General features: G+C 35.8%; 21 protein-coding genes. 14 read left to right on the top strand and 7 right to left on the bottom strand.

Annotated elements, in window-relative coordinates; all coding sequences use genetic code 11:
- Nucleotides 1-122: 122 nt before the first annotated feature.
- From HQN62_RS15620 to bshC, 3 genes are all read right to left on the bottom strand, one after another.
- Nucleotides 123-542 carry a nucleoside-diphosphate kinase gene (locus HQN62_RS15620; protein ID WP_035625955.1) on the bottom strand — a complete coding sequence of 140 codons (420 nt, stop codon included), beginning with the start codon at nt 540-542 and terminating at the stop codon, nt 123-125.
- 101 nt (nt 543-643) lie between these two features.
- The gene (locus tag HQN62_RS15615) at nt 644-1915 is read right to left on the bottom strand and encodes an acyltransferase family protein (RefSeq protein ID WP_173505075.1); all 1272 of its coding nucleotides are present in this window, start codon (nt 1913-1915) and stop codon (nt 644-646) included.
- Between the two features lie 99 nt (nt 1916-2014).
- Complete coding sequence (gene bshC, locus HQN62_RS15610; RefSeq protein WP_173505074.1) at nt 2015-3625, bottom strand: bacillithiol biosynthesis cysteine-adding enzyme BshC; 1611 nt, start codon at nt 3623-3625, stop codon at nt 2015-2017.
- A gap of 104 nt (nt 3626-3729) precedes the next feature.
- Between bshC and HQN62_RS15605 the strand changes: the two genes are divergently transcribed.
- The 10 genes from HQN62_RS15605 (at nt 3730) to HQN62_RS15560 (ending at nt 15119) form a co-directional block, all read left to right on the top strand.
- Entirely contained in the window at nt 3730-5013 is a 1284-nt protein-coding gene (locus HQN62_RS15605; protein ID WP_173505073.1) for an MFS transporter, read from the top strand.
- Nucleotides 5014-5191: 178 nt separating this feature from the next.
- Entirely contained in the window at nt 5192-5446 is a 255-nt protein-coding gene (locus tag HQN62_RS15600) for an autorepressor SdpR family transcription factor (protein ID WP_116797550.1), read from the top strand.
- 1 nt (nt 5447) lies between these two features.
- Nucleotides 5448-6296: an SdpI family protein gene (locus HQN62_RS15595; RefSeq protein WP_254454447.1), complete on the top strand. Its 849-nt coding sequence runs from the start codon at nt 5448-5450 to the stop codon at nt 6294-6296.
- Nucleotides 6297-6367: 71 nt separating this feature from the next.
- On the top strand, nt 6368-7744 hold the full coding sequence (locus HQN62_RS15590) for an alpha/beta hydrolase family protein (protein ID WP_173505072.1): 1377 nt from the start codon (nt 6368-6370) through the stop codon (nt 7742-7744).
- Nucleotides 7745-7857: 113 nt separating this feature from the next.
- Entirely contained in the window at nt 7858-10062 is a 2205-nt protein-coding gene (locus HQN62_RS15585) for a B12-binding domain-containing radical SAM protein (protein ID WP_173505071.1), read from the top strand.
- 472 nt (nt 10063-10534) lie between these two features.
- Nucleotides 10535-11020 (top strand): acyl-CoA carboxylase biotin carboxyl carrier protein subunit, encoded by a 486-nt coding sequence (locus HQN62_RS15580; RefSeq protein ID WP_173505070.1) that lies wholly within the window; start codon nt 10535-10537, stop codon nt 11018-11020.
- Nucleotides 11021-11140: 120 nt separating this feature from the next.
- Nucleotides 11141-12580, top strand: a complete 1440-nt coding sequence (accC, locus tag HQN62_RS15575; protein ID WP_173505069.1) for an acetyl-CoA carboxylase biotin carboxylase subunit — start codon at nt 11141-11143, stop codon at nt 12578-12580.
- 247 nt (nt 12581-12827) lie between these two features.
- On the top strand, nt 12828-14369 hold the full coding sequence (locus HQN62_RS15570; protein WP_116797556.1) for an acyl-CoA carboxylase subunit beta: 1542 nt from the start codon (nt 12828-12830) through the stop codon (nt 14367-14369).
- Nucleotides 14370-14488: 119 nt separating this feature from the next.
- Nucleotides 14489-14788 carry a nucleotidyltransferase family protein gene (locus HQN62_RS15565; RefSeq protein ID WP_173505068.1) on the top strand — a complete coding sequence of 100 codons (300 nt, stop codon included), beginning with the start codon at nt 14489-14491 and terminating at the stop codon, nt 14786-14788.
- Nucleotides 14781-15119, top strand: coding sequence for a HepT-like ribonuclease domain-containing protein (locus HQN62_RS15560; protein WP_173505067.1), 339 nt, complete (start codon nt 14781-14783; stop codon nt 15117-15119). Before HQN62_RS15565 ends, HQN62_RS15560 begins: the two co-directional genes overlap by 8 nt.
- A gap of 26 nt (nt 15120-15145) precedes the next feature.
- Here the strand turns inward: HQN62_RS15560 and HQN62_RS15555 are convergent, their stop codons facing one another.
- Both HQN62_RS15555 and HQN62_RS15550 read right to left on the bottom strand, forming a co-directional pair.
- Nucleotides 15146-15832, bottom strand: coding sequence for a response regulator transcription factor (locus tag HQN62_RS15555; RefSeq protein WP_173505066.1), 687 nt, complete (start codon nt 15830-15832; stop codon nt 15146-15148).
- Complete coding sequence (locus HQN62_RS15550) at nt 15832-17091, bottom strand: sensor histidine kinase (protein ID WP_173505065.1); 1260 nt, start codon at nt 17089-17091, stop codon at nt 15832-15834. Before HQN62_RS15550 ends, HQN62_RS15555 begins: the two co-directional genes overlap by 1 nt.
- A 154-nt stretch (nt 17092-17245) precedes the next feature.
- On the opposite strand from HQN62_RS15550, the gene HQN62_RS15545 reads away from it, so the two are divergent.
- The 4 genes from HQN62_RS15545 to bglX all read left to right on the top strand — a co-directional run bounded on the left by HQN62_RS15545 (nt 17246) and on the right by bglX (nt 22847).
- Nucleotides 17246-17677, top strand: a complete 432-nt coding sequence (locus tag HQN62_RS15545; RefSeq protein WP_173505064.1) for a DUF1573 domain-containing protein — start codon at nt 17246-17248, stop codon at nt 17675-17677.
- Between the two features lie 166 nt (nt 17678-17843).
- Nucleotides 17844-18941: an SGNH/GDSL hydrolase family protein gene (locus tag HQN62_RS15540; RefSeq protein ID WP_173505063.1), complete on the top strand. Its 1098-nt coding sequence runs from the start codon at nt 17844-17846 to the stop codon at nt 18939-18941.
- On the top strand, nt 18931-20310 hold the full coding sequence (locus HQN62_RS15535; RefSeq protein WP_173505062.1) for a sialate O-acetylesterase: 1380 nt from the start codon (nt 18931-18933) through the stop codon (nt 20308-20310). The genes HQN62_RS15540 and HQN62_RS15535 overlap by 11 nt, the downstream gene beginning before the upstream one ends.
- Before the next feature lie 242 nt (nt 20311-20552).
- Nucleotides 20553-22847, top strand: a complete 2295-nt coding sequence (gene bglX / locus HQN62_RS15530) for a beta-glucosidase BglX (RefSeq protein ID WP_173505061.1) — start codon at nt 20553-20555, stop codon at nt 22845-22847.
- Here bglX and HQN62_RS15525 read toward each other — a convergent pair whose 3' ends face one another.
- Both HQN62_RS15525 and HQN62_RS15520 read right to left on the bottom strand, forming a co-directional pair.
- Nucleotides 22848-23183, bottom strand: coding sequence for a DUF5615 family PIN-like protein (locus HQN62_RS15525; protein ID WP_116797560.1), 336 nt, complete (start codon nt 23181-23183; stop codon nt 22848-22850).
- Nucleotides 23183-23413: a DUF433 domain-containing protein gene (locus HQN62_RS15520; RefSeq protein WP_173505060.1), complete on the bottom strand. Its 231-nt coding sequence runs from the start codon at nt 23411-23413 to the stop codon at nt 23183-23185. Before HQN62_RS15520 ends, HQN62_RS15525 begins: the two co-directional genes overlap by 1 nt.
- Nucleotides 23414-23429: the final 16 nt, after the last annotated feature.

Below are 23429 nucleotides of genomic sequence, written 5' to 3'. Positions count from 1 at the left end.
AGATTTCAGATTTTTCGGTTTGATATAAAAAATCCCGTCTCGTTCTTAAAAACGAGACGGGATTTTTATTTATACAGATTTTTAAATCGTTAATCTAAAATCTAAGCTCTTAAATCTGAAATTTAGAACTGCTCTCTTCCTGCAAAGTGGAATGCCCCTTCGATAGCAGCATTTTCATCGCTATCAGAACCGTGAACTGCATTTTCTCCAATAGAAGTTGCGTATGCTTTACGGATAGTTCCTTCAGCAGCTTCAGCTGGGTTTGTAGCACCAATTAAAGTTCTGAAATCTTCAACCGCATTATCTTTTTCTAAAATAGCAGCAACGATTGGACCACGAGACATGAATTCTACCAATTCTCCGTAGAAAGGTCTTGCAGCGTGTACAGCGTAAAATGCTTGAGCATCTGCAACTGTTAATTGAGTTAATTTCAAAGAAACGATTTTGAAACCACCGTTTGTAATCATTGCCAATATGTTTCCGATGTGTCCGTTTTGAACTGCATCAGGCTTAATCATTGTAAAAGTTCTATTAGTTGCCATTTTTTCTGTGTTTTAAAATTTTGTGCAAAAATATACTTTTTTTATCGAATGATTTTAGCAAATTGTCAATTTAATGGCAGAAATCTGTTATTACTATTATTTTAAACTTTGAAATACATTTTCTTTTTGTAGAAATACGCCAAAAGAATGGACCATAGACCCACATAAAGAAGAGCAAACACTAATGAAGCTGTCATCGGATTATTGAAAAAAGGTTGTACTCCAAAGGCATATAAATAGTCCAAAAGGTTGATTTGTTCTGTTGGTATTTTTGGATTTGGAAACGAAATCGCGACAAACGCTTGTGGAATAATTTCGGATAAAAAGAATACAATCATTGGATTCACACCCCAAATCAGGAATAATTTGATTCCTTTTTTATAATCGGCAATATCAATACAATAGTATAAAATGGTCAAGACCAGTGTGGCTAATCCAGCAGTGTATAAAACGAAAGAACTAGTCCAAAGGGATTTGTTTATTGGAAAAATAATATTCCAAAGTTGTCCCAATGTGATAAGAATGATTCCTATTATAGCCATTTTTTTGGCCTTTTCCATTTTTAATAATGGACTGTTAAGCAATTGGCCAATTAATAAACCAATAATTCCTGTTGCAATAGCTGGAATCGTGCTTAGTATTCCTTCGGGATCCCAAGTATTGGTCACTTCCCACATATGTCCTTTTAATAAAACGTTATCTACCCAAGCGGCTAAATTGGTTCCTTTTTCAAGGTTTGTGATTTCGAATCCAGGCGCCGGAACAAGCGTCATAATTGCCCAATAACCCAGTAGAATTCCGATAGTTGTCAGTAATTGTGTTTTTTGATTCGTTTTTAGATACAAAAGGGAGGCAATGAAATAGACAATTCCGATGCGTTGCAACACACCTGGAAGTCTTACTATTTTATAAGCCTCAATACCACTATAGGCTAGGATTAAATAAATTGCAAAAATTGAAACGGCCAAGTAAGTTTTTAGTTTAGCATTGAAATTCCCCATCAACGCATATCCAACTCCTGCAGTTATAACTAAACGTCCAATCACCAATGGAATACCTTCTAGTCCGAAGAGTTGTATTTTTCCAAAAAAGTTAAAAAAGACACCCAAGCAAAACATACGCAACGAACGCGTTAGAATTTTGTTGAATGTTGCGCTGTCATAATTTTTGGTTGGCATTGCAAAAGAAATTGCGACTCCCATGATGAAAATAAAGAAAGGAAAAACCAAATCGGTAGGAGTACAGCCGTGCCATTCGGAGTGAAGTAAAGGTGGATAAACGGTTGCCCAACTACCAGGATTGTTTACAATTGTCATTAATAAAATAGTTAATCCTCTAAATACATCAAGCGAAATAAGGCGGTTTTTGGTCATTTTTTTAAAGTTTCTGAGATTCTAAGTCTCTAAGTTTCTAAGTTTTTTTCTGTTGTTATTCAAATCAAAGTTGCTTAGAATCTAAGCAACTCAGCAACTTTAAAAAAATATTATATTGAAATTTTGCTCCAATGGTTTGAGCTGGCTCATTATTTGTGGAATCAAACGTTCACCATTTTCCAAATAAAATTCAGAAAAATTAGCTTGACGTTCCTGTAAACTTTGGTTAGGAAATAATTCGTTTTGCAAGTCAATGATGCGTTGTAGCTCATCATGAAATTTTCTTTTTTGTGCAATAAGTAATCTCTTCTCGAGAGTTTCCAATCCTTTGGTCTGTTTTGTTTCTTGTGCTTTTACAGCTCCTAAGAAAGATTTGTCTGTATGATTGGCTAATTCTAAAATTGCCTCAAATTGTTTTTTTAATGCTTCTTTCTGCTCAGAAAAATCAATCGGGAAATCGGATAGTTTTTGCGTTACATGATTGATTAAAGCAGTTTGTTTGGAAAATAAATCTGACCAGGACAGATTTAATCTGTCGGCCTTTTTGTTCTGTTTTTCGGTTGCCAAAAGAACAGAGTTTCTCAATAACAATATTGGGAAAGTTACTTTAGCGGATGCGAAAAAAGATTTTAATTCCAACCAATAAGCAATTTCCCCGCCGCCGCCAATGTAGCATAAATTGGGTAAAATGACTTCTTGGTACAACGGACGCATGATGACATTCGGACTAAATTTTTCAGGATTACTTTCTAATAATTTCAAAATTTCAGATTCTGTAAATTCGATTTTGGTGTGATTGACCTTGTAAATTCCATTATCAAGAATAATTCGTTCTCGCAAATTATCTTCAATATAGAACAAATTGATTTCGCGCGGATTCACCTGAACGAAATAGTTTTTTAATTTTTCGATGGTTTCGGTTACCATCTTAAAAGATGTTTGATACAGTAATTCCTCTTTTATGTACGGTATAAAATTGCGTTTCAAATTCTGGTCATCTGCATCCAAAATAACTAAACCTGATGCTCCAAAAAGAGCATTGGCCAAATATCTCGTTGCATCGGCTAAGTTGTCATGGTTGATGTAGGAATCTTCAAATAGTTTTTTGATTGTTTTGGCATTGGCGCTTGAACCTATTTCAAGTGCAAATATTTCAAGAAAATTGTCTAATCCTTCGGTGGATAATCTTCCGACAGGTCCAGTACTTTCCCTGTTCCAGTGAAATTTTTTTCCTTTGAAACTGAAATAATTAATTTCTTCAAAATCGTGATCTTCGGTTGCCATCCAATATACTGGAACAAAATTATAGTCAGGATATTTTGCTTTTAATTCGGTTGTCAAATTAATTGTCGAAATGATTTTGTATAAAAAGTATAATGGACCACTGAATAGATTTAGTTGGTGTCCAGTGGTAACTGTGAAAGTATTGGCACTGGCCAAAGCTTCAATATTTTGTTTCGTTAGATCCGATGTGGGAATATTTGAATATTGGTTTTTCAGAGCCGTAACTAAAACGGCTCTTTTTGTGTTGAAATTCTTGTTGCCGTTACCGTTGAAATTTTCTTTTTTTTCCTTTATTTGTTCTTCGAAATTTTCAAGATTTGGGAATCGATTGTAAAGCGAATGCGTTGGCTCTTTTTGGTTTAAATAATCATTCATCAAAGGAGAGAAATATCCAGAATTTTGGTAGCTGATGCAGTCGGTTGGCATATTTAAGTTTATTTGATGCTAAATTACCAAAAAATATTGGAACAAAATCTTTGTTACTTTCGAAAATTAAAAACAACTATTTAGTTTAACATTATAAAATTCATATGCAAGAAATAACCAAACCAGCCAAAGTAAATTCTTTGAAACACATACTTTTTGGCAGTTTAATAGGTACCACGATTGAGTTTTTTGATTTTTATATCTATGCCAATGCCGCCGTTTTAGTTTTCCCGCAATTGTTTTTTCCAAGTGCAGACCCTACGATGGCAACCTTACAATCGTTGGCAACTTTTTCAATAGCTTTTATATCCCGCCCATTGGGTTCTGCTTTTTTTGGGCATTATGGAGACAAAATTGGTCGTAAATTTACTTTGGTAGCTGCTTTACTGACTATGGGAATTTCTACTGTAACCATTGGTTTTTTGCCAAGTTATTCCAGTATTGGTATTGCTGCTCCTTTGTTATTGATGTTGTGTCGATTTGGTCAAGGAGTTGGCTTAGGAGGCGAGTGGGGGGGAGCTGTTTTATTAGCTATAGAAAATGCGCCGCCCAATAAACGTGCTTGGTATGGAATGTTTCCCCAACTAGGCGCCCCAATTGGTTTACTGCTTTCAGGAGGGACTTTCTTGTTGTTAACCGATTCTATGAGTAATCAAGAATTTATGGATTATGGATGGAGAATTCCTTTTATTGCTAGTTCTCTTTTGGTTGTAGTTGGTTTTTATATCCGAACTAAAATTACTGAAACTCCTTCTTTCGAAAACTCAAAAAAAGAACAAAAAGAAGTTAAAATTCCTTTTCTTACTTTGGTTAAATCGTATAAAAATCAATTGCTTTTTGGAACATTGGCCTCTATTACTACTTTCTTGGTATTTTATTTAATGACCGTTTTTACATTGAGTTGGGCAACATCTGATTTGGGTTACGAAAAACGAGATTTTTTATTGATTCAATTGTTTTCGGTATTGTTTTTTGCTTTGTTTATTCCAATTTCTGCGGTAGTTGCTGATAAAATTGGGCGTCGAAAAATGTTGATTGTTGCTACAATTGCGATTGCTTTTTTTGGTTTTTTCTTTTCTCATTTTTTAAAGTCTGGCAGTACAGTAATGGTAACTTTTTTTTTATGTACAGGAATGGCTTTGATGGGATTTACGTATGGACCTTTGGGGACTTTTTTATCAGAATTATTTCCTACCAACGTTCGGTATTCTGGAGCTTCATTGACTTTTAATATGGCAGGAATTGTTGGAGCTGCTTTTGCGCCAATGATTGCCATTTGGCTGGCATCAACTTATAGTTTGACCTATGTTGGATTCTATCTTACTATTGCGGCTTGTATTTCGTTGTTTTCTTTATTGGCGATTAGTAAGACGGAACATAAATTTTAAATTAAATAGTTATACCGTTTATTAAAGAGTTGCAAATTCGTTTTGCAACTCTTTTTTTTGATTTATAGATTTCTATTTTGCTTTCGTATTACCATATTTTAACAAAAAAATCTGAAAGTTATTTGGTAGTTTGAAAAAGTATTTAGACATTTGCCTAAATATATAAATACTTTAAATCATGAATGACATATTTAAAGCATTGAATGATGCCACGAGAAGAGAAATATTGGAGCTTTTAAAAACAAAGAATTTGTCAGCCGGAGAAATAGCCGATCAGTTCAATATGTCAAAGCCGAGTATTTCCCATCATTTGGATATTTTGAAACGTGCCGATTTAATCACAGCCGAAAAATCGGGACAATTTATTTTCTATTCCATCAACACCACCATAATGGAAGATGTGTTGCAGTGGATTTTAACTTTTAAAAAATAAAATGATGAATGTAACTTTCAGAAAAGAACTTCCTATTATTGGAATTGTTTTAATGCCTTTTATTTATTTAGCTTTTATCTGGAATACATTACCAGAAAAAGTCCCAACACATTGGAATTACAAAGGTGAGGTCGATCATTGGGGAGATAAATTTTCCTTGATTGGATTACTTTTTATGTTGCCAGTTTTGGTGTATGTTTTACTGCTTGTCGTCCCAAAAATCGATCCTAAAAAAAGGATTTCCATAATGGGTGGTAAATACTATCAATTGAAGTTTTTCCTTGTTTTATGTATGTCCATGTTGGCTTTGTTTATCATTTTCATTACAAAGAATCAATCATTTTCGAGTCCTAATTTAATTTATATCATAATCGGAATTTTATTTTTGGTTCTGGGTAATTATTTCAAAGTGATTCAGCCCAATTATTTCATCGGGATACGCACTCCTTGGACTTTAGAGAATAATGAAGTTTGGAAAATGACTCATGTTTTTGCAGGTAAACTTTGGGTTATTGGTGGGTTGGTAATAGTATTGGGAGGTTTGATTTTTGAAAATAATTATTTCTCAATTGTATTTATTTCACTTGTTGTTGTATTGGCAATCGTCCCAATGGTGTATTCTTACATGAAGTTTAAGGAAATAGAAAAAAAAGTGTATAACTCGAGTTTGATCATTAATTTGAAGCAGAAATATTTGGCATTTTTGCCAGTATCGTCCCGCACACGAGGCGAAAGCCGAACTGGCGAAGCAATCCGTTGCAATCTTTGTAGGCTGAACCCCAGCCCACAAAGGATTTTCACTGCTATCGGGGCTAGAGGAGAGAGATTTTGCCTTTTTGCCATCATCTAAAAAAAGAAAAATCGAACTAAGATTTCAAGGTATTTCACATCAATTTTAATTTAAAAATAGAATCAAATAAAATGAACAAAGCAGTATTTTTTTTAATGACAATTTTGTTGTCTTTTACAATGTTCGGGCAAGAAATTACGGGACAATGGAATGGTTTTTTAAAAGTTCCCGGAGGACAATTAGCACTTGTTTTTAATATAAGCAAAAGTGAAAATGGATACAGTGCTACGATGGATAGCCCAGACCAAGGAGCAAAAGGAATTCCCGTTACAACAACCAAGTTTGAGAATACTACTTTAAAATTAGAGATTCCAAGTGCCCGGATAGTTTTTGAGGGGGAGCTAAATCAGTATAATGTGATTGTTGGTACTTTTACTCAAAGCGGTCAATCTTTTCCGTTGAATTTGTCTAGAGAAATTTTAAAAAAAGAGACGGTAATAAGACCTCAAGAGCCACAAAATCCGTTTCCGTACTATACAGAAGATGTCACTTTCGAAAATAAAACAGATAAAAATGTTTTGGCAGGAACGTTAAGTTTACCTAGTAAAGAAGGCAAATTTCCAGTTGTGATTTTGATAAGCGGAAGTGGTCCACAAAACAGAGATGAAGAAATATTAGGACATAAACCGTTTTTGGTTTTAGCAGATTATTTGACAAAAAAAGGTATTGCGGTTCTACGATTTGATGACCGCGGTGTTGCAAAATCTACAGGAGAATATAAAACGGCAACTACTTTGGATTTTGCCAAAGATGTCCAAGCAGCAGTCGACTATTTGAAAACCAGAAAAGAAATAGATAAAAATAAAATAGGATTAATCGGCCACAGCGAGGGCGGAATAATTGCTCCTATTGTTGCACAGAACTCGAAGGATGTAAAATTCATTATATTATTGGCTGGACCTGGACTTCGAGGAGATCAATTAATGCTTTTGCAAAAAGAAATGATTGAACGTCAAAAGGGAATTTCAGAAAATGAAATTAAAAAAGGGCAGGAAATCTTTAAAGGAGCTTATGATATTATTGTAGCTTCTTCAGCAAATGATATAAATCTAAAAAGCAAGGCATTCAGTTATCTAAAATCAAAATTAGGTGATACTGCCAATGATACCCAGATTAGTGCACTTTCCTCTCAAATTACTAGCCCTTGGCTGGTTAGTTTTTTAAAATTAGATCCTGCAATAGCTTTAGAAAAAGTGAAATGCCCAGTTCTTGCACTCAATGGAGAAAAAGATTTACAAGTGCCTCCCGATATTAACCTGGAAGCTATCAAAGTGGCACTAGCCAAAGGAGGAAATAAAAACGTAACCACTAAGAAGTTGTCCAATCTAAATCATCTCTTTCAGGAATGTAAAACGGGTTCTCCTGATGAGTACGCAGCGATTGAGCAAACATTCTCTCCAATTGCATTAGAGGAAATATCCAAATGGATTTTGGTTCAAGTAAAGTGAAACTGAATTTATATTACACGTGAAAAGCCCTTTTATTGGGCTTTTTTTGTTTTACTCGATTTAGAATTTCAAAGTCGTTAAATATCCCTTATTTTTGCACAAAATAATATTCATTGAAAACTAAACTTTTCCTCATCACGCCCCCGTTTACCCAACTGAATACGCCTTATCCAGCGACGGCTTATATCAAAGGGTTTCTTAATACCAAAAACATTGAATCGGTTCAGGCGGATTTGGGGATTGAAGTGATTTTGAAATTGTTTTCGAAAGAAGGGTTAGGAAACTTGTTTCAAGTTCAAAGTTTCAAGTTTCAGGTTTCTGACCAAAATATTTCAGATAATTCCAAGAGAATTTTTGCTTTACAAGACGAATATATTAAAACGATTAATTCTGTTATTGCGTTTTTGCAGGGAAAGAATCCAACGTTGGCGCTCCAAATATGTCAAGAGGATTTTTTGCCGGAGGCTTCCCGATTTGCACAATTGGAGGAACTCGATTGGGCTTTTGGAACCATGGGAACGCAGGACAAAGCTAAGCATTTGGCGACTTTGTATCTCGAGGATATTTCGGATTTTATAGTGGAATGTGTAGATGAAAATTTTGGGTTCAGCCGTTATGCGGAAAGACTGGGAAGAAGCGCCAATTCTTTTGATGAATTGTACGGAGCTTTGCAACAAGAACCTACTTATATTGACGAGATTTTGCTTTCGATTTTAAAAGAGAGAATAGAAACGATTCAGCCAACTTTATTCTTGATTTCGGTTCCGTTTCCCGGAAATTTATATTCTGCTTTTCGCTCTGCTCAATGGGTGAAAAAACACTATCCGAATATCAAAATTTCGATGGGTGGCGGTTTCCCGAATACCGAATTGCGTTCGCTTTCGGATGAACGGGTTTTTGAGTTTTTTGATTATATCACTTTGGATGATGGTGAAACGCCAATTGAAGAATTAATCGCCAGTATTGAAAATCCACATCACAATTCCTATAAAAGAACATTTCTTCTTGAAGATGGAAAAGTAGTTTACAAAAATAATTCCACTAAACCAGATTACAAACAATCCCAAGTGGGAACGCCGGATTATTCGGATTTGCTTTTGGATAAATACATTTCGGTTATCGAGATTGTGAATCCGATGCACCGCTTGTGGAGCGACGGACGTTGGAATAAGCTCACGATGGCGCACGGTTGTTACTGGGGTAAATGCACATTTTGTGATATTTCTCTAGATTATATCAAGGTATACGAACCCGTTGCGGCGAGTTTGTTGTGCGACCGAATGGAAGAAATGATTGCCCAAACGGGAGAAAACGGTTTCCATTATGTCGATGAAGCCGCGCCACCAGCGTTGATGAGGGCTTTGGCACTTGAAATTCTTCGTCGAAAATTGGCAGTGACTTGGTGGACAAACATTCGATTCGAAAAAAGTTTTACGCAAGATTTGTGTTTGTTGCTCAAAGCTTCGGGATGTATTGCTGTTTCAGGTGGACTAGAAGTAGCTTCGGACAGATTATTGAAACTGATTGACAAAGGCGTAACTGTAGAACAAGTGGCGAAAGTTACTCGGAATTTTACCGAAGCTGGGATTATGGTACACGCCTATTTGATGTACGGTTACCCAACACAAACAATTCAGGAAACGGTGGACAGTCTCGAAATGGTGCGTCAATTGTTTGAAGCGGGAGTGTTGCAATCAGGGTTTTGGCATCAATTTGCGATGACGGCACACAGTCCGGTGGGTATGTTTCCAGAGCAATTTGGAGCCGTAAAGGAAACGGAAGCCATTGGGACATTTGCCAATAATGATATTAATTTTGTTGATTCAACAGGAATCGATCACGATAAATTTAGTTTTGGACTTAAGAAATCGCTGTTCAACTTTATGCACGGAATTTGTTTTGACTATGAATTGCAGGATTGGTTTGATTTCAAAATTCCGAAGACAAAAATTGGTGCTGATTTTATTTTTGACGCGCTACAGGAAGAAACTAATTTTAATACCAAACCTACTGCTAAAATAGTTTGGCTAGGTGGAAAACCAACTGTAGAACATTTTACTAAATCCAAAAAAGGGAATTCTTGGGAAATGATGACTTTGACTTTTCACGACAAAAAGGAAAGCTTCACTATTCAGACCAATAAAACAGAAGGAGAATGGCTTGTTGAAATGCTTCAGAAAATGTCAGTTTCGAATAGTAAAACTTATTCTTTTCAGGAAGTAAAAACTGATTTTGAACAGCAGCTAGAAGATTTTGAGTTGTTCTGGTATTCAAAACCTGTGAATACGTTGAGGGAATTCGGGTTGTTGGTGTTGTAGCATACTTTGAATTGGCCACAGATTATACGGATGAAACTGATTAGCACGGATTCTTTTATTTTTAAAGTAAAGTCCATTTTACCACTTAATTTTCTTTTTCAATTGGTTTGCGTGAGGGATAGAAATCAATGTCATTAAGTTAAGGAAAAAAATAAAAAAACAGCACGCAGATTTGGCAGATTCGGCAGATTTTTTTACTCATTTTTCTGCGGAAATCTGCGAAATCTGCGTGAAAATAAAAATAGCAATTCCTTAAACTTAATGACATTGGGATAGAAATAAGCTGCCGAAGTAGCATGGATAGCCCGACTCCAGTAGAGAATGGGCCGTATATGCGCAAAGTAAAGTAGGCCCATTTTCTACTGGAGGCACGCCCTAGTAATACCACTTCGGACGATTTTGTCTAGAATTTGTTTTTTTGTTTACGAAAACGTTTTCTTTTCATACTTTTACTCCCCTAAAAAGACCAAGAATGAGTGATAATTACAAAGTAACTGTAAACGATGCTTTCTATTTTGATTTTGAAAAGGAAAGTATTTCTCAACTGGATGCAATACCTACGGGAGTAAATGAATTTCATATACTGCATCAAAATTTACCTTATAAAACGGAAATCACCACTTCGGATTTCAATCAAAAAAGCTATACGGTTAAGGTAAACAATACAAATTATAGGGTGGAGATTTCAAATCCACTGGATATTCTGATTAAGGAAATGGGGTTTGAAGTTGGGTTGACCAAACAAGTTAACGCAATCAAAGCGCCTATGCCGGGATTAATTTTGGAAATTAGCGTTGTTGTCGGGCAAACCGTGAAAGAGAATGATAATCTAATCATTTTGGGCGCTATGAAAATGGAGAACAGTTTTCTTTCGCCTCGTGATGGTGTGATCAAATCCATTTCGGTGAGTACGGGAGATGCAGTAGACAAAGGGCAGTTGTTAATTGAGTTTGAATAAGGAGGACAAGTAAGAATCAAGAAGAAAGAGACAAGAATCAAGAGCAATAAAGAATGTTAGAATTCTTTTATCTTGACTCTAGCAACGAAGCGATCTTTCCTCTTTTATTTATTTTAAAATATGAAGAAAATATTAGTTGCCAATAGAGGGGAAATTGCCATTAGGGTGATGAAAACCGCACAGAAAATGGGTATTAAAACCGTGGCAGTATATTCTACTGTCGATAGAAATGCACCGCACGTAAAATTTGCTGATGAGGCTGTTTGGATTGGAGAAGCGCCTTCTAGCCAATCGTATTTATTGGGAAGTAAAATTATTGAAGTAGCTAAATCTTTGAATGTTGATGCAATTCATCCAGGATATGGATTCCTGAGTGAAAATGCAGATTTTGCTCTGGAATGCGAAAAAAACAGTATTGTATTTATTGGTCCAAAATCACATGCCATAAAAATTATGGGAAGTAAATTGGCTGCCAAAGATGCCGTTAAAGCCTATAATATTCCAATGGTTCCCGGTATTGACGAAGCGATTACCGATATCGAAAAAGCAAAGCAAGCTGCAACAACAATTGGTTTCCCTATCTTGATTAAAGCTTCGGCTGGAGGTGGAGGAAAAGGTATGCGTGTGGTAGAAAGCGAAGCCGATTTTGAATCTCAAATGAATCGCGCCATAAGTGAAGCGGTTGCTGCGTTTGGCGATGGGTCGGTTTTTATCGAAAAATATGTGGGTTCTCCACGACATATTGAAATTCAGGTTATGGCAGACAGTCACGGAAATATTTTGTATTTGTTTGAAAGAGAATGCAGTATTCAGCGTCGTCACCAAAAAGTGGTTGAAGAAGCGCCTTCGGCAGTTTTAACGCCAGAATTGCGTAAGAAAATGGGTGAGGCAGCTGTTCTAGTTGCTAAATCTTGTGATTATCTTGGAGCGGGAACAGTTGAGTTTTTATTGGATGAAAACAATAATTTCTACTTCCTTGAAATGAATACACGTTTGCAGGTAGAACACCCGGTTACGGAATTGATTACCGGTACTGATTTGGTTGAATTGCAAATCAGAGTGGCAAGGGGAGAAGAGTTGACAATCAAACAAGAAGATTTGAAAATAAAGGGACACGCATTGGAATTACGTGTCTATGCCGAAGACCCGATGAATGATTTCTTGCCGAGTGTTGGTCATTTGGATGTCTATCAATTGCCGGTTGGAGAAGGGATTCGTGTGGATAACGGTTTTGAGCAAGGTATGGATATTCCGATTTATTATGACCCGATGTTGGCCAAATTAATCACCTACGGACAAACTCGTGAAGAGGCGATTCAATTAATGATTAAAGCCATTGAAAGTTATCAGGTGGAAGGAGTTCATACGACCTTGCCTTTCGGGAAGTTTGTTTTTGAGCATGAAGCCTTTCGCTCGGGGAAATTCGACACGCATTTTGTGAAGCAATATTACAGCCCCGAAATTTTAAAAGAGCAAGCTAGTAAAGAAGCTGAAATTGCTGCTTTGGTGGCATTTAAGCAGTATTTTGAAGATCAAAAAATAGTGCGATTACCGAATTAAAAATATTTGAACTATTAAGGAATAAAGTTTCATTAAGAAAGACAAAACTTAATTTTCTTAATTTCTCAATGGTTTAAAATTAAGTTGACTTTCGCCAAAAAGGGAAAAATATTTGAACTATTAAGGATTTAAGTTTTATTAAGAAAGACAAAGCTTAATTTTCTTAATATCTTAATGGTTTAAAAAAATAATTTGGCTTTAGCCAAAAAAGAAAAGGATTACTAAAAAACTTAGCGGTTAAAAAAGTATGCAAGACAAAATAAAAACACTAAATGATAAAATTGCCGAAGCTCATTTGGGTGGAGGAATAAAACGTATTGCGAAACAGCATTCGAACAAAAAACTGACTGCAAGGGAACGTATCAATTATTTGATGGATGAAGGTTCTTTTGAAGAAATCGGGATGTTGGTGACGCACCGAACCACCGATTTTGGAATGGAAAACGAAATGTATTATGGTGATGGAGTCATCACAGGATATGGAACCATCAACGGAAGATTGGTTTATATTTTTGCTCAGGATTTCACGGTTTTTGGAGGTTCGCTTTCCGAAACACATGCCGAGAAAATCTGTAAAATTATGGATATGGCTGTCAAAATGGGTGCGCCTATGATTGGACTGAACGATTCGGGGGGAGCACGTATTCAGGAAGGCGTTCGTTCGTTGGGTGGTTATGCCGATATTTTTTTCAGAAATGTACAAGCTAGTGGTGTGATACCTCAAATTTCAGCAATTATGGGACCCTGCGCCGGTGGAGCAGTATATTCTCCTGCTATGACCGATTTTACGATGATGGTTGAAGACACTAGTTATATGTTTGTTACAGGTCCGAATGTCGTAAAAACAGTAACCAACGAATCCGTTACTTCGGAGGAATTAGGAGGGGCAAGTACACATTCTACCAAGTCGGGTGTGGCCCATTGCACTTCGACAAATGATGTGGTTTGTCTAGAAGACCTGAAACGATTGTTGAGTTATTTACCTCAAAACAACAAAGAAACAGCACGCAATTTGCCTTATGAACTTAAAGATGAAGTGCGTTTGCAATTAGCAGATATTATCCCGGATAATCCGAATAAACCTTATGACATGCACAGCGTGATTGGAGGGATTATTGACGAAGATTCGTTTTTTGAAATTCATAAAAACTATGCCGAAAATATCCTTGTGGGTTTTGCCCGATTGGGAGGTAGAAGCATAGGAATTGTAGCGAACCAACCAATGTTTTTGGCTGGTTGTTTGGATGTAAACAGTTCGATAAAAGCGGCGCGTTTTACTCGTTTTTGCGATGCGTTTAATATTCCGTTGTTGGTATTGGTGGACGTACCAGGCTTTTTGCCGGGAACCGATCAAGAATGGAATGGTATCATTGTTCACGGTGCAAAACTACTTTATGCGTTAAGCGAAGCTACTGTTCCAAGAGTAACTGTAATCACACGTAAAGCTTATGGTGGTGCTTACGATGTAATGAACTCCAAACACATTGGTGCCGACATGAATTTTGCCTGGCCTACTGCAGAAATTGCCGTAATGGGAGCTAAAGGCGCATCTGAAATTATCTTTAAAAAAGAAATCCACGATGCTGAAGATCACGAAGCCAAACTTTTGGAAAAAGAAGCTGAGTACGCTGAGTTGTTTGCGAATCCGTACACCGCAGCCCAACGTGGTTTTGTGGATGAGGTAATCTTACCACAAGACACGAGACGCAAATTGATAAAAGCGTTTAGTATGCTAGAGAATAAAGTGAGTGTAACTCCTGATAGAAAACACGGGAATATTCCTTTGTAGTTGTTTTATGAAATCGAAAACTATCTGTTTAGAGCTAATGTATAATTGACGAGAGCTATTTTTTTAGAAAAATGAAATCTAATTTATTTTATGTATTTTTGAGTCTAATTTATTAGCTAATGAACATAATAGAAAGGAATAATAAAGATATATTAAACTTGTGTAAAACGCATAAAGTAAAATCTTTGTATGCTTTTGGTTCAGTTTTAACAGATAAATTCAATAATGAAAGCGATGTTGACTTTATTGTTGATTTTGAACAATTGGATGTCCTCGATTACGGAGATAATTACTACGATTTAAAATTTTCATTGGAGAATATTTTAAAAAGGAACATTGACTTATTAGAAGAAAAAGCAATAAAAAATCCTTACTTCAGAAAATCCATAAATCAAAATAAAAAATTGATTTATGGATAACAATGTCAAAACTTGGTTGTTTGATATTTTAAGTTCAATAAATGAAATTGAAAGTTATTTTGTTGATACTCCAAAGATATTTGAAATCTATCAAAATGATTTAAGAACAAAAAGAGCCGTTGAAAGAAATATCGAAATTATTGGAGAAGCAATGAGTCGTATATTAAAACAAAATAACGAAATTGAAATCTCAAATTCAAGAAAAATTGTTGATGTTAGAAATAGAATAATACATGGTTATGATTCTGTTTCTGATGAAGTAATTTGGGGGATTGTAATAATAAATCTGGCGATTTTGCAAAGAGAAGTTGAAATCTTATTAGGCGAATAGAATTAGATACACTCGATGAAGTTTTTTTATGCTATTGTAAAACGAAACCCAATCCCGTGTAAATTTTCAATGGCAATTCCTTTTTCGTTTGCCAAAATTTTTCGCAAGCGGGAAATAAAAACATCGAGACTGCGACCCATAAAATAATCATCGTCACCCCAAAGTGAGGTTAGGATTTGTTCCCGTTTTAAAACTACATTTTTATTGTCGAGAAATAATTTCAATAGATCGGCTTCACGTTGGGTGAGGGTTATCTTTTCGATTTCATTAAAAAGGATGAAATTCTTGGTGTCAAATTGGTATTTTCCGATTTCGTAAATTGATTTTTCAATTGCCTTATTCTTAAGGGAACGCCTCAAAAATATTTCAATTTTAAGAAGTAATTCTTCTATGCTAAAAGGCTTTATGAGATAATCATCGGCTCCCAATCGGAGACCTTTAATACGATCTTCTTTTAGGGTTTTGGCAGAGAGGAATATTATGGGAACATCGGTATCGAGTTTTCTGATTTCGGTTGCCAATTCAAATCCATCCATTTTTGGCATCATTATATCCAAAATACAAATATCAAAAGTTCCTTTTTTGAAAGCTTCAAAACCAGATTTTCCATCTTCGCAATGCGTCACTTCATAATGATTTTGTTCCAAATTATCTTTGGTCAGGAATGCTAAGGTTGCATCATCTTCGGTATATAATATTCGAACAGTACTCATTAATTTTGTGGAATTAGTAGTGAAAAGGTACAACCTTTTTCTAGATTACATTTTAAAGTTATTTTCCAGTGATGAAGATCACAAATTTTCTTGACATAATACAAACCCAGCCCAAACCCAGTGACTTCATTACTTTTTTGACTCGGAACTCTGTAAAATTTATCAAATACAAAGGGAATGTTTTTGGAGGAAATTCCAATGCCGTTGTCAGTAAAGTTTAATTGTAAATGCTTTCCAATTTTTCCAATAGCAATACTGATTTCGGGTTTGTTTTCACAATATTTTATCGCATTATCGAGCAAGTTGTAAACCAAATTGGTGAAATGAAATTCATCAGCTTCAATAATTATGGACGCTAAATCGGTCTTAATTTCGATTTGGGTTTCGGGATGTTTTAGTTTACTGTTTTCAATTACAGACTCTAAAATAGGTAAAACATTCAGCTGAATTTTGTTTAGCACTAAAGGAGCATTGTCAGATTTTGCAACGGCTAAAATTTTCTCGATATGCTGATTTAATTTGTTGCTTTGGTCAATAATGAGATGGGTGTACTTTTCCAGTTTTTCATCTTGCAGAATTGGATTTTGTTTGATGAGGTAATTGGAAGCAATTAGTATGGATGACAAGGGAGTTTTGAATTCGTGGGTCATATTATTAATAAAATCACGTTGCAAATCGGAGTATTTCTTTTGCTGTAAAAGCGTAAAAATAGAATACACATAGACCAGTAAAATAATAATCAAAGCTATTGAAAGCACAAACCAAAATCGTAATGAACTGAATAAATAACTAGTTTCATTAGGAAATCGAATAGCAAAATAATAGACCAAATTTTTATGTTTTGGAAAATGTACGGAATGCTTGGTTTGTTTCTTTTCTGATAGCGATATGTAGTTGCCATATACCATTTCATCGCTTTGGCAATTGTACATGGCATATTCAAAATCCGTTGTGATATTCATTTTTTTGAATTCGGAGATTAGATAAAATTCTAAAATTTCGGGTTCAAAATCGTTATCAATATTGACAATATAATAATCATTGGATATTTTTCGGACTGGGTTTTTACCAGGAAGTTCTTGATTATTTCCTTTATATAGTTTTTTTGCTACTTCCAGTAAGGCTACGTGTGCTTTTTGGCTAAACTTTTTTTCTTCAATAGTAAAGGCTTCTTTAGTCCAAAGCAATTGTGCTATTAGGATTCCAATAATTGCGATTAATCCAATTAAGATGCAACTATTGAGTTTTGTTAGTTTCATAAAAACAATTTCTGTATGTAATATTAATCAAAATTTAGCAGTCTTTTTTGCATTAACAAGTCGTTAACAAAGATTGAATACCGCTTAACAAAGGGGTGTGTGTTTCTAATCTACTTTTGGATTATTCAAACGATAACCTTTAAAACACAATAATATGAAAATGATTAAAATTTCAATGTTGGCATTAACTCTAGGATTAATGTCATTTTCGGCTGTTGCTCCCGTGAAAAATTTAGTATCAAAATTGGCTGCAACTGCCTCTTCAATAGTATGGAAAAGTGAAAGTATAGATGTAGGGACTATTCCTCAAAATACTCCAAAACCTATTGTATTTGAATTCAAAAATACCGGAAAAACGGCTGTCATAGTTACCAATGTGCTGGGATCTTGCGGATGCACGGCAACAGATTATACCAAAACACCAATTGCTCCTGGGAAATCAGGTATAGTTACTGCGACCTATAATGCAGCGAATGTTGGAGCATTTACCAAAACAGTATCGGTAACTACGAATATTGAAACTGCACCTAACGTTTTAACTATAAAAGGAACTGTTGTTGCTGCATCTACTGCAGTAAAAAGTTAATTTTAGAATCATTAAATGATCTTTAACCACCTGAAAAGGTGGTTTTTTTGTTTGTATTAAGAGCTATGTAAATTTTTGATTATAGTTTGAAAAAATAGTATCTAATCCTGAATCGCAATCGTTTTATATTTGCTATCTATACTATTGTGAAAAGCCCCAAAAGATTATGAATTATATAAAAAAATGCCTTTTATTTTTACTGATTTCCATTTCGTGTGTTTCGGTTGCCCAAAAAAAGGCAGATGCCAAATCACTTTTTGAGTATCAAGGAAGAATTGAAAAAATGCAAGACGATAAAGTTGTTCTCATAGGTTCTGCTTCTTCAGTGTCATTCGATTTTAAAGGGAATTCCTGTTTCATTTCTTTGCAAAGTGTTGAAAATCATCAAAACTATGTTTCTTTTGAACTTGACGGTAAATATATTGGGAGAGTTCGAATTGAAAAAGGAGATGTAAAATCCTTTCCGATAGTAGCCACCAATAACAAAAAAACACATCATCTTTCCATTTATAAAGCGACAGAAGCTGCCAATGGAGGCGTTTTATTTGCAGGAACTTTAGCGAAGTTAGTTGAAAATACTGCGCCCAAAAACAGAAAGAAGATAGAACTCATAGGTGATTCGATAACTTGTGGTTATGGAAACGATGCGTCCACGATTCCTTGTGGCAGCGGAGATTGGTATGATCAGCATAATGGGTATTGGGCTTACGGGCCTATACTTTCAAGAGCGTTGAATATCGATTTTGTATTGAGTTCCGTTTCTGGATACGGAATGTATCGCAACTGGAATGACGATCATCTTGACGAGCCTAATATTCCCGATGTTTACGAAAATTTATATCTGAATAGAGACAGTTCCAAACCCTATGATTTTGCTTTTCAACCCGATTTAGTGAGTATTTGTTTGGGGACCAATGACCTTTCAGATGGTGATGGTAAAAAAACGAGATTGCCGTTTAATGAAGATAAATACGTTACGAATTATATTGCTTTCATTAAAACAGTTTACAAACACGCACCCAATACCAAAATAGTTTTGTTGAACAGTCCGATGGTTTCAGGAGAAAGAAATGTGACTTTGGTAAAATGCCTGAAAAAAGTGATTCATAATTTTAAAAGTGATAAAGCTCATAAGCCAATTGAATTGTTCGAATTCCAGCCGATGAGTCCAAAAGGTTGTGGCTATCATCCCGATATTGCCGATGATAAAGTGATGGCTGAACAATTAATTCCTTTCTTTAAAAAGTTACTCAATGAAAAATAGTATAATTGTTTTTGTTCTTTTCCTGATACTTTCGAATGCCGCTTTCGCAAATGTTACGCTGCCGAATGTGTTTTCGGATAATATGATTTTGCAACGAAATACAGAAGTTACCATTTGGGGCTGGGCAAATCCACAGGAAGAAGTGGTAATTACGCCAAGTTGGAATAATGAAACGTACAAAATCAAAGCCAGCAATCAAGCGAAATGGGAAATTGCAATTCCAACACCAAAAGAAGGAGGGCCATATACCATTACGATAAAAGGGTATAATGAAATTGTCTTGAAAAACATTCTGATTGGTGAGGTTTGGATTTGTTCCGGGCAATCTAATATGGAAATGAATGCCAGTTGGGGAATTGAAAACGGTGATGAAGCAGTCAAAAATGCAACAAATCCTAATATTAGATTGTTTTTGGTTCCAAAATTAACCGCCACTACTCCTCAAAATAATATATCAGGAACTTGGACGGAATGCTCGCCTGAAACGATGAAGTATTTTAGTGCCGTGGGGTATTTCTTTGGAAAGCGCTTGCAGGAAGAATTGAAAAATGTGCCTATCGGTTTGATTTCGTCCAATTGGGGAGGAACACCGGCTGAGATTTGGATGCCGGAAGAAGTGATTCAAAACGATGCTGTTTTATTGGAATCGGCGAAAACGAGGAAAGAAGAAATCTACGGTCCAAACCAACCAGCGCGTGCTTTTAATGCAATGATTTATCCCTTGACTAAATTCAAAATTGCCGGCTCATTATGGTATCAAGGAGAAAGTAATGTGGGTTCGACGGTTTATGACAAAACCCTTTCGGCACTCATCACTTCGTGGAGAAAATTATGGGGCTATGATTTCCCGTTTTATTTTGTTCAGATCGCGCCCTATAAATATGGGGAAGACCATTTTGGAGGAGCCATTATTCGTGATGCACAACGCAAAGTATTGAAGGAAGTTTCGAACACGGGAATGGTGATGACCAGTGATATTTCGCCTGTTGAAGAAATCCATCCAAAAGATAAAAAATCGGTTGGAATTCGTTTGGCAAATTTGGCTTTGGCGAATACTTATAAAACCAATACTTCATTGGTAAACGGGCCGCTTTATAAAGGAATTGCCATTAATAAAAATAAAGTGACAGTGATTTTTGATTTTGCTGAGGGGCTGTATTTTAAAGACAAGAAAGCTGATTTGTTTGAAGTTGCAGGAGCTGACAATATGTTTTATAAAGCGACAGCTGTCATCAAAAACAATGCAATAGTGTTACAATCGGATAAGGTGAAATTGCCTGTAAAAGTGCGTTATTCTTGGAAGAATACTGATCAGTCGACTCTTTTCAATAAAGCGAATTTACCCGCTTCGAGTTTTATAAGTGAATAATTTTGAAAATTTTAGATTGAAGATTTTAGATGTGTGAAATCTTAAAAAGAATCGATTTTTTTTATTTACTAACGTAAAATCAGAAATCAAAAATCGTTAATCTTTATTCAAAAATCATATTATGCGTGAGGGATAGTAGGCGGTATCCTCGCAGCGTAGCGGAGAGATAAAGCCGTATAGCCCGACTCTTGTCCTGATTTTTCTTCAGGACAAGAGGCACGCCCAAAAAGAAATTACAAATTATGAAAAAGAATACATTAATTATTGCAGGGATTTTTGCCCTGATTAGCACAGGAAATATGATTGCACAAAAATTACCACATTTAGAAAAAACAAAACCGATTGAGGAACGCATTGATTTGTTGATGAAACAAATGACACTGGAAGAGAAAGTCGGGCAAATGAATCAATACAATGGGTTTTGGGAAGTAACCGGCCCAGCGCCAAAAGGTGGTAATGCCGAATTAAAATACAAACATTTGCGTGACGGTTGGGTAGGTTCAATGTTGTCGGTTCGTGGAGTGAAAGAAGTAAAAGCAGTTCAGAAAATTGCAGTTGAGGAAACCCGATTGGGAATTCCGTTGATTATAGGTTTTGACGTGATTCACGGGTACAAAACGTTGAGTCCGATTCCGCTGGCTGAAGCGGCGAGTTGGGATTTGGAAGCGATTAAAAAATCGGCTCAGATCGCGGCAGACGAGGCTTCGGCATCTGGAATCAACTGGACTTTTGGGCCAAATGTCGATATTTCTCAGGATGCGCGTTGGGGTCGTGTGATGGAAGGTGCGGGAGAAGATCCTTATTTGGGAAGTAAAATTGCAAAGGCAAGAATTACAGGTTTTCAAGGTGATACGAGAGCCGATTTGCAAAAAGTAAATACGATTGCGGCCTGCGCCAAACATTTTGCAGCATACGGTTTTGCAGAATCAGGAAGGGATTATAATACGGTGGATATTAGTAATTCAAAATTGTACAATACGGTTTTGCCTCCGTTTAAAGCGGCGACTGATGCTGGCGTTCGTACTATGATGAATTCGTTCAACATCTTGAATGGAGTTCCTGCAACCGGAAATTCTTTTTTGCAAAGAGATATTCTAAAAGGGAAATGGAAATTTGATGGTTTTGTGGTTTCGGACTGGGCTTCGGTACGAGAAATGATTGCCCACGGTTTTGCCAAAGATGGTGCGGATGCGACTGCCAAAGCAGTTATTGCAGGTTCTGATATGGATATGGAATCACATTTGTATGTTTCCGAATTGGTGAAACTGGTGAAAGACGGTAAAGTAAAAGAAGCTTTGGTTGACGATGCCGTTCGAAGAATATTGCGCGTGAAATTTGAATTGGGATTATTTGACGATCCATACAAATATTGTGACGAGAAAAGAGAAAAAGCAACGATAGGTAACAAAGCAAACAATGACGGTGTTTTGGATATGGCCAAAAAATCTATTGTGTTGTTGAAGAATGATAAAAATTTGCTTCCGCTAAAAAAATCAGGACAGAAAATTGCTTTGATCGGGGCTTTGGCAAATGACAAAAACAGCCCATTGGGAAGTTGGAGAATTGCTTCTGATGATAATACTGCAGTTTCGGTTCTGGAAGGAATGCAACAGTACAAAGACAATCAATTGATGTTTGAAAAAGGAGCTGATTTGACTATTGGTAAAACGGCGTTTGTGGATGAATTAGTTTTTAATACCACAGACAAAAGCGGATTTGATGCTGCCAAAAAAGTAGCTTCAAATGCTGATGTTGTTGTGATGGTTTTGGGAGAACACGGTTTTCAGTCGGGAGAAGGACGCAGTAGAACAAATCTTGATTTGCCAGGAGTTCAACAAGAATTATTGGAGGAAATCTACAAAGTGAATCCAAATATTGTTTTGGTTTTAAACAACGGAAGACCACTGGCTTTGCCTTGGGCAGCAGAACATATTCCAGTTATTGTCGAGGCTTGGCATTTGGGAACCCAAACGGGTAATGCTGTGGCGCAAGTGTTGTACGGTGATTACAATCCAAGTGGAAAATTGCCAATGTCGTTTCCAAGAAATGTTGGTCAAGTGCCTATTTATTACAACAATTACAATACGGGAAGACCTGTAAATAGTGATAAAAATGTATTCTGGTCGCATTTTAGCGATGTAGAAAAAACGCCTTTGTATCCTTTCGGATTTGGGTTAAGTTACACTACTTTCGATTATAAAAATTTAAAACTTAATAAAACCGCTTTTGCAAAAGGGGAGCCGGTTGTAGTTACTGTGGATATTACTAACTCGGGTAATTATGACGGTAAAGAAGTGGCACAATTGTATATTCAGGATGTTGCTGCAAGTTTGGCCAGACCTGTAAAAGAATTAAAAGGTTTTGAAATGGTAGTCCTGAAAAAGGGTGAAACCAAAACCGTAACGTTTACTTTGACTGACAAGGAATTAGGTTTTTTTGATAATGAAGGCAATTATTTGGTAGAATCAGGAGTTTTCAAAATTTGGGTGGGAGGAAGCTCAGACACAGGTTTGGAAAGTGGTTTTGAACTGAAATAATTAATAAATTTCAAGAATCATTAGTTCATTATTCAGAATGAAAGATTCAATAGTTATTTTTTTATCTATTAATGTTTGGGCAAGTTGTTTGGTATTTTGATTGAAAGTTTTTAAGATTATTACTTTTGGAGGAACACCGTTCAAAAGTAATAGTTTTTCAAAATCTTCATCGTGTGTGAGTATGGTGAAATTGTGTTTTTTTGCAAATTTCCAAATCTCATTATCCTTTGCAGGTTGTTCAATATTTATGTCTTTGGAATGTAAACAATTTGGGAATGCATTTTCAATGATTTTTATAATTCTCCAAGAAATATTGGCATCAAGAAGTAGTTTCATTAAGCTGCAATTATTTTGGTGATATTTTCCCTATTAGCCGCAAAAGCTAAAGCAGCAAGAATGTCTTCTTTTTTTAGTTCTGGAAAGTCCAAAAGAATTTCTTCAATGGACATACCTTGAGAAAGCCAGGATAAAATGTCAGATACACAAATTCTAGTCCCAGTTATTGTGGGTTTGCCAAATCGAATATTGGAGTCTATTGAAATTGAATTTTGCCAATTATTATTCATATTTTTATCGTTTGAT

Source organism: Flavobacterium sp. M31R6 (genome assembly GCF_013284035.1).
Lineage (GTDB): Bacteria > Bacteroidota > Bacteroidia > Flavobacteriales > Flavobacteriaceae > Flavobacterium.
Note: the sequence above shows the minus strand (reverse complement) of the source record. Positions and strands in the feature narration are given on the sequence as shown.

What these genes read in the sequence shown, in the direction of transcription:
- HQN62_RS15535 (WP_173505062.1), top strand. Translation starts at nt 18,931, where the DNA reads ATGAAAAATAGTATAATTGTTTTTGTTCTTTTCCTGATACTTTCGAAT.
- HQN62_RS15620 (WP_035625955.1), bottom strand. Translation starts at nt 542, where the DNA reads ATGGCAACTAATAGAACTTTTACAATGATTAAGCCTGATGCAGTTCAA.
- HQN62_RS15540 (WP_173505063.1), top strand. Translation starts at nt 17,844, where the DNA reads ATGAATTATATAAAAAAATGCCTTTTATTTTTACTGATTTCCATTTCG.
- HQN62_RS15595 (WP_254454447.1), top strand. Translation starts at nt 5,448, where the DNA reads ATGATGAATGTAACTTTCAGAAAAGAACTTCCTATTATTGGAATTGTT.
- HQN62_RS15560 (WP_173505067.1), top strand. Translation starts at nt 14,781, where the DNA reads ATGGATAACAATGTCAAAACTTGGTTGTTTGATATTTTAAGTTCAATA.
- HQN62_RS15555 (WP_173505066.1), bottom strand. Translation starts at nt 15,832, where the DNA reads ATGAGTACTGTTCGAATATTATATACCGAAGATGATGCAACCTTAGCA.
- HQN62_RS15525 (WP_116797560.1), bottom strand. Translation starts at nt 23,183, where the DNA reads ATGAAACTACTTCTTGATGCCAATATTTCTTGGAGAATTATAAAAATC.
- HQN62_RS15590 (WP_173505072.1), top strand. Translation starts at nt 6,368, where the DNA reads ATGAACAAAGCAGTATTTTTTTTAATGACAATTTTGTTGTCTTTTACA.
- bglX (WP_173505061.1), top strand. Translation starts at nt 20,553, where the DNA reads ATGAAAAAGAATACATTAATTATTGCAGGGATTTTTGCCCTGATTAGC.
- HQN62_RS15605 (WP_173505073.1), top strand. Translation starts at nt 3,730, where the DNA reads ATGCAAGAAATAACCAAACCAGCCAAAGTAAATTCTTTGAAACACATA.
- HQN62_RS15600 (WP_116797550.1), top strand. Translation starts at nt 5,192, where the DNA reads ATGAATGACATATTTAAAGCATTGAATGATGCCACGAGAAGAGAAATA.
- HQN62_RS15580 (WP_173505070.1), top strand. Translation starts at nt 10,535, where the DNA reads ATGAGTGATAATTACAAAGTAACTGTAAACGATGCTTTCTATTTTGAT.
- HQN62_RS15550 (WP_173505065.1), bottom strand. Translation starts at nt 17,091, where the DNA reads ATGAAACTAACAAAACTCAATAGTTGCATCTTAATTGGATTAATCGCA.
- HQN62_RS15520 (WP_173505060.1), bottom strand. Translation starts at nt 23,413, where the DNA reads ATGAATAATAATTGGCAAAATTCAATTTCAATAGACTCCAATATTCGA.
- bshC (WP_173505074.1), bottom strand. Translation starts at nt 3,625, where the DNA reads ATGCCAACCGACTGCATCAGCTACCAAAATTCTGGATATTTCTCTCCT.
- HQN62_RS15565 (WP_173505068.1), top strand. Translation starts at nt 14,489, where the DNA reads ATGAACATAATAGAAAGGAATAATAAAGATATATTAAACTTGTGTAAA.
- HQN62_RS15545 (WP_173505064.1), top strand. Translation starts at nt 17,246, where the DNA reads ATGAAAATGATTAAAATTTCAATGTTGGCATTAACTCTAGGATTAATG.
- HQN62_RS15615 (WP_173505075.1), bottom strand. Translation starts at nt 1,915, where the DNA reads ATGACCAAAAACCGCCTTATTTCGCTTGATGTATTTAGAGGATTAACT.
- HQN62_RS15570 (WP_116797556.1), top strand. Translation starts at nt 12,828, where the DNA reads ATGCAAGACAAAATAAAAACACTAAATGATAAAATTGCCGAAGCTCAT.
- accC (WP_173505069.1), top strand. Translation starts at nt 11,141, where the DNA reads ATGAAGAAAATATTAGTTGCCAATAGAGGGGAAATTGCCATTAGGGTG.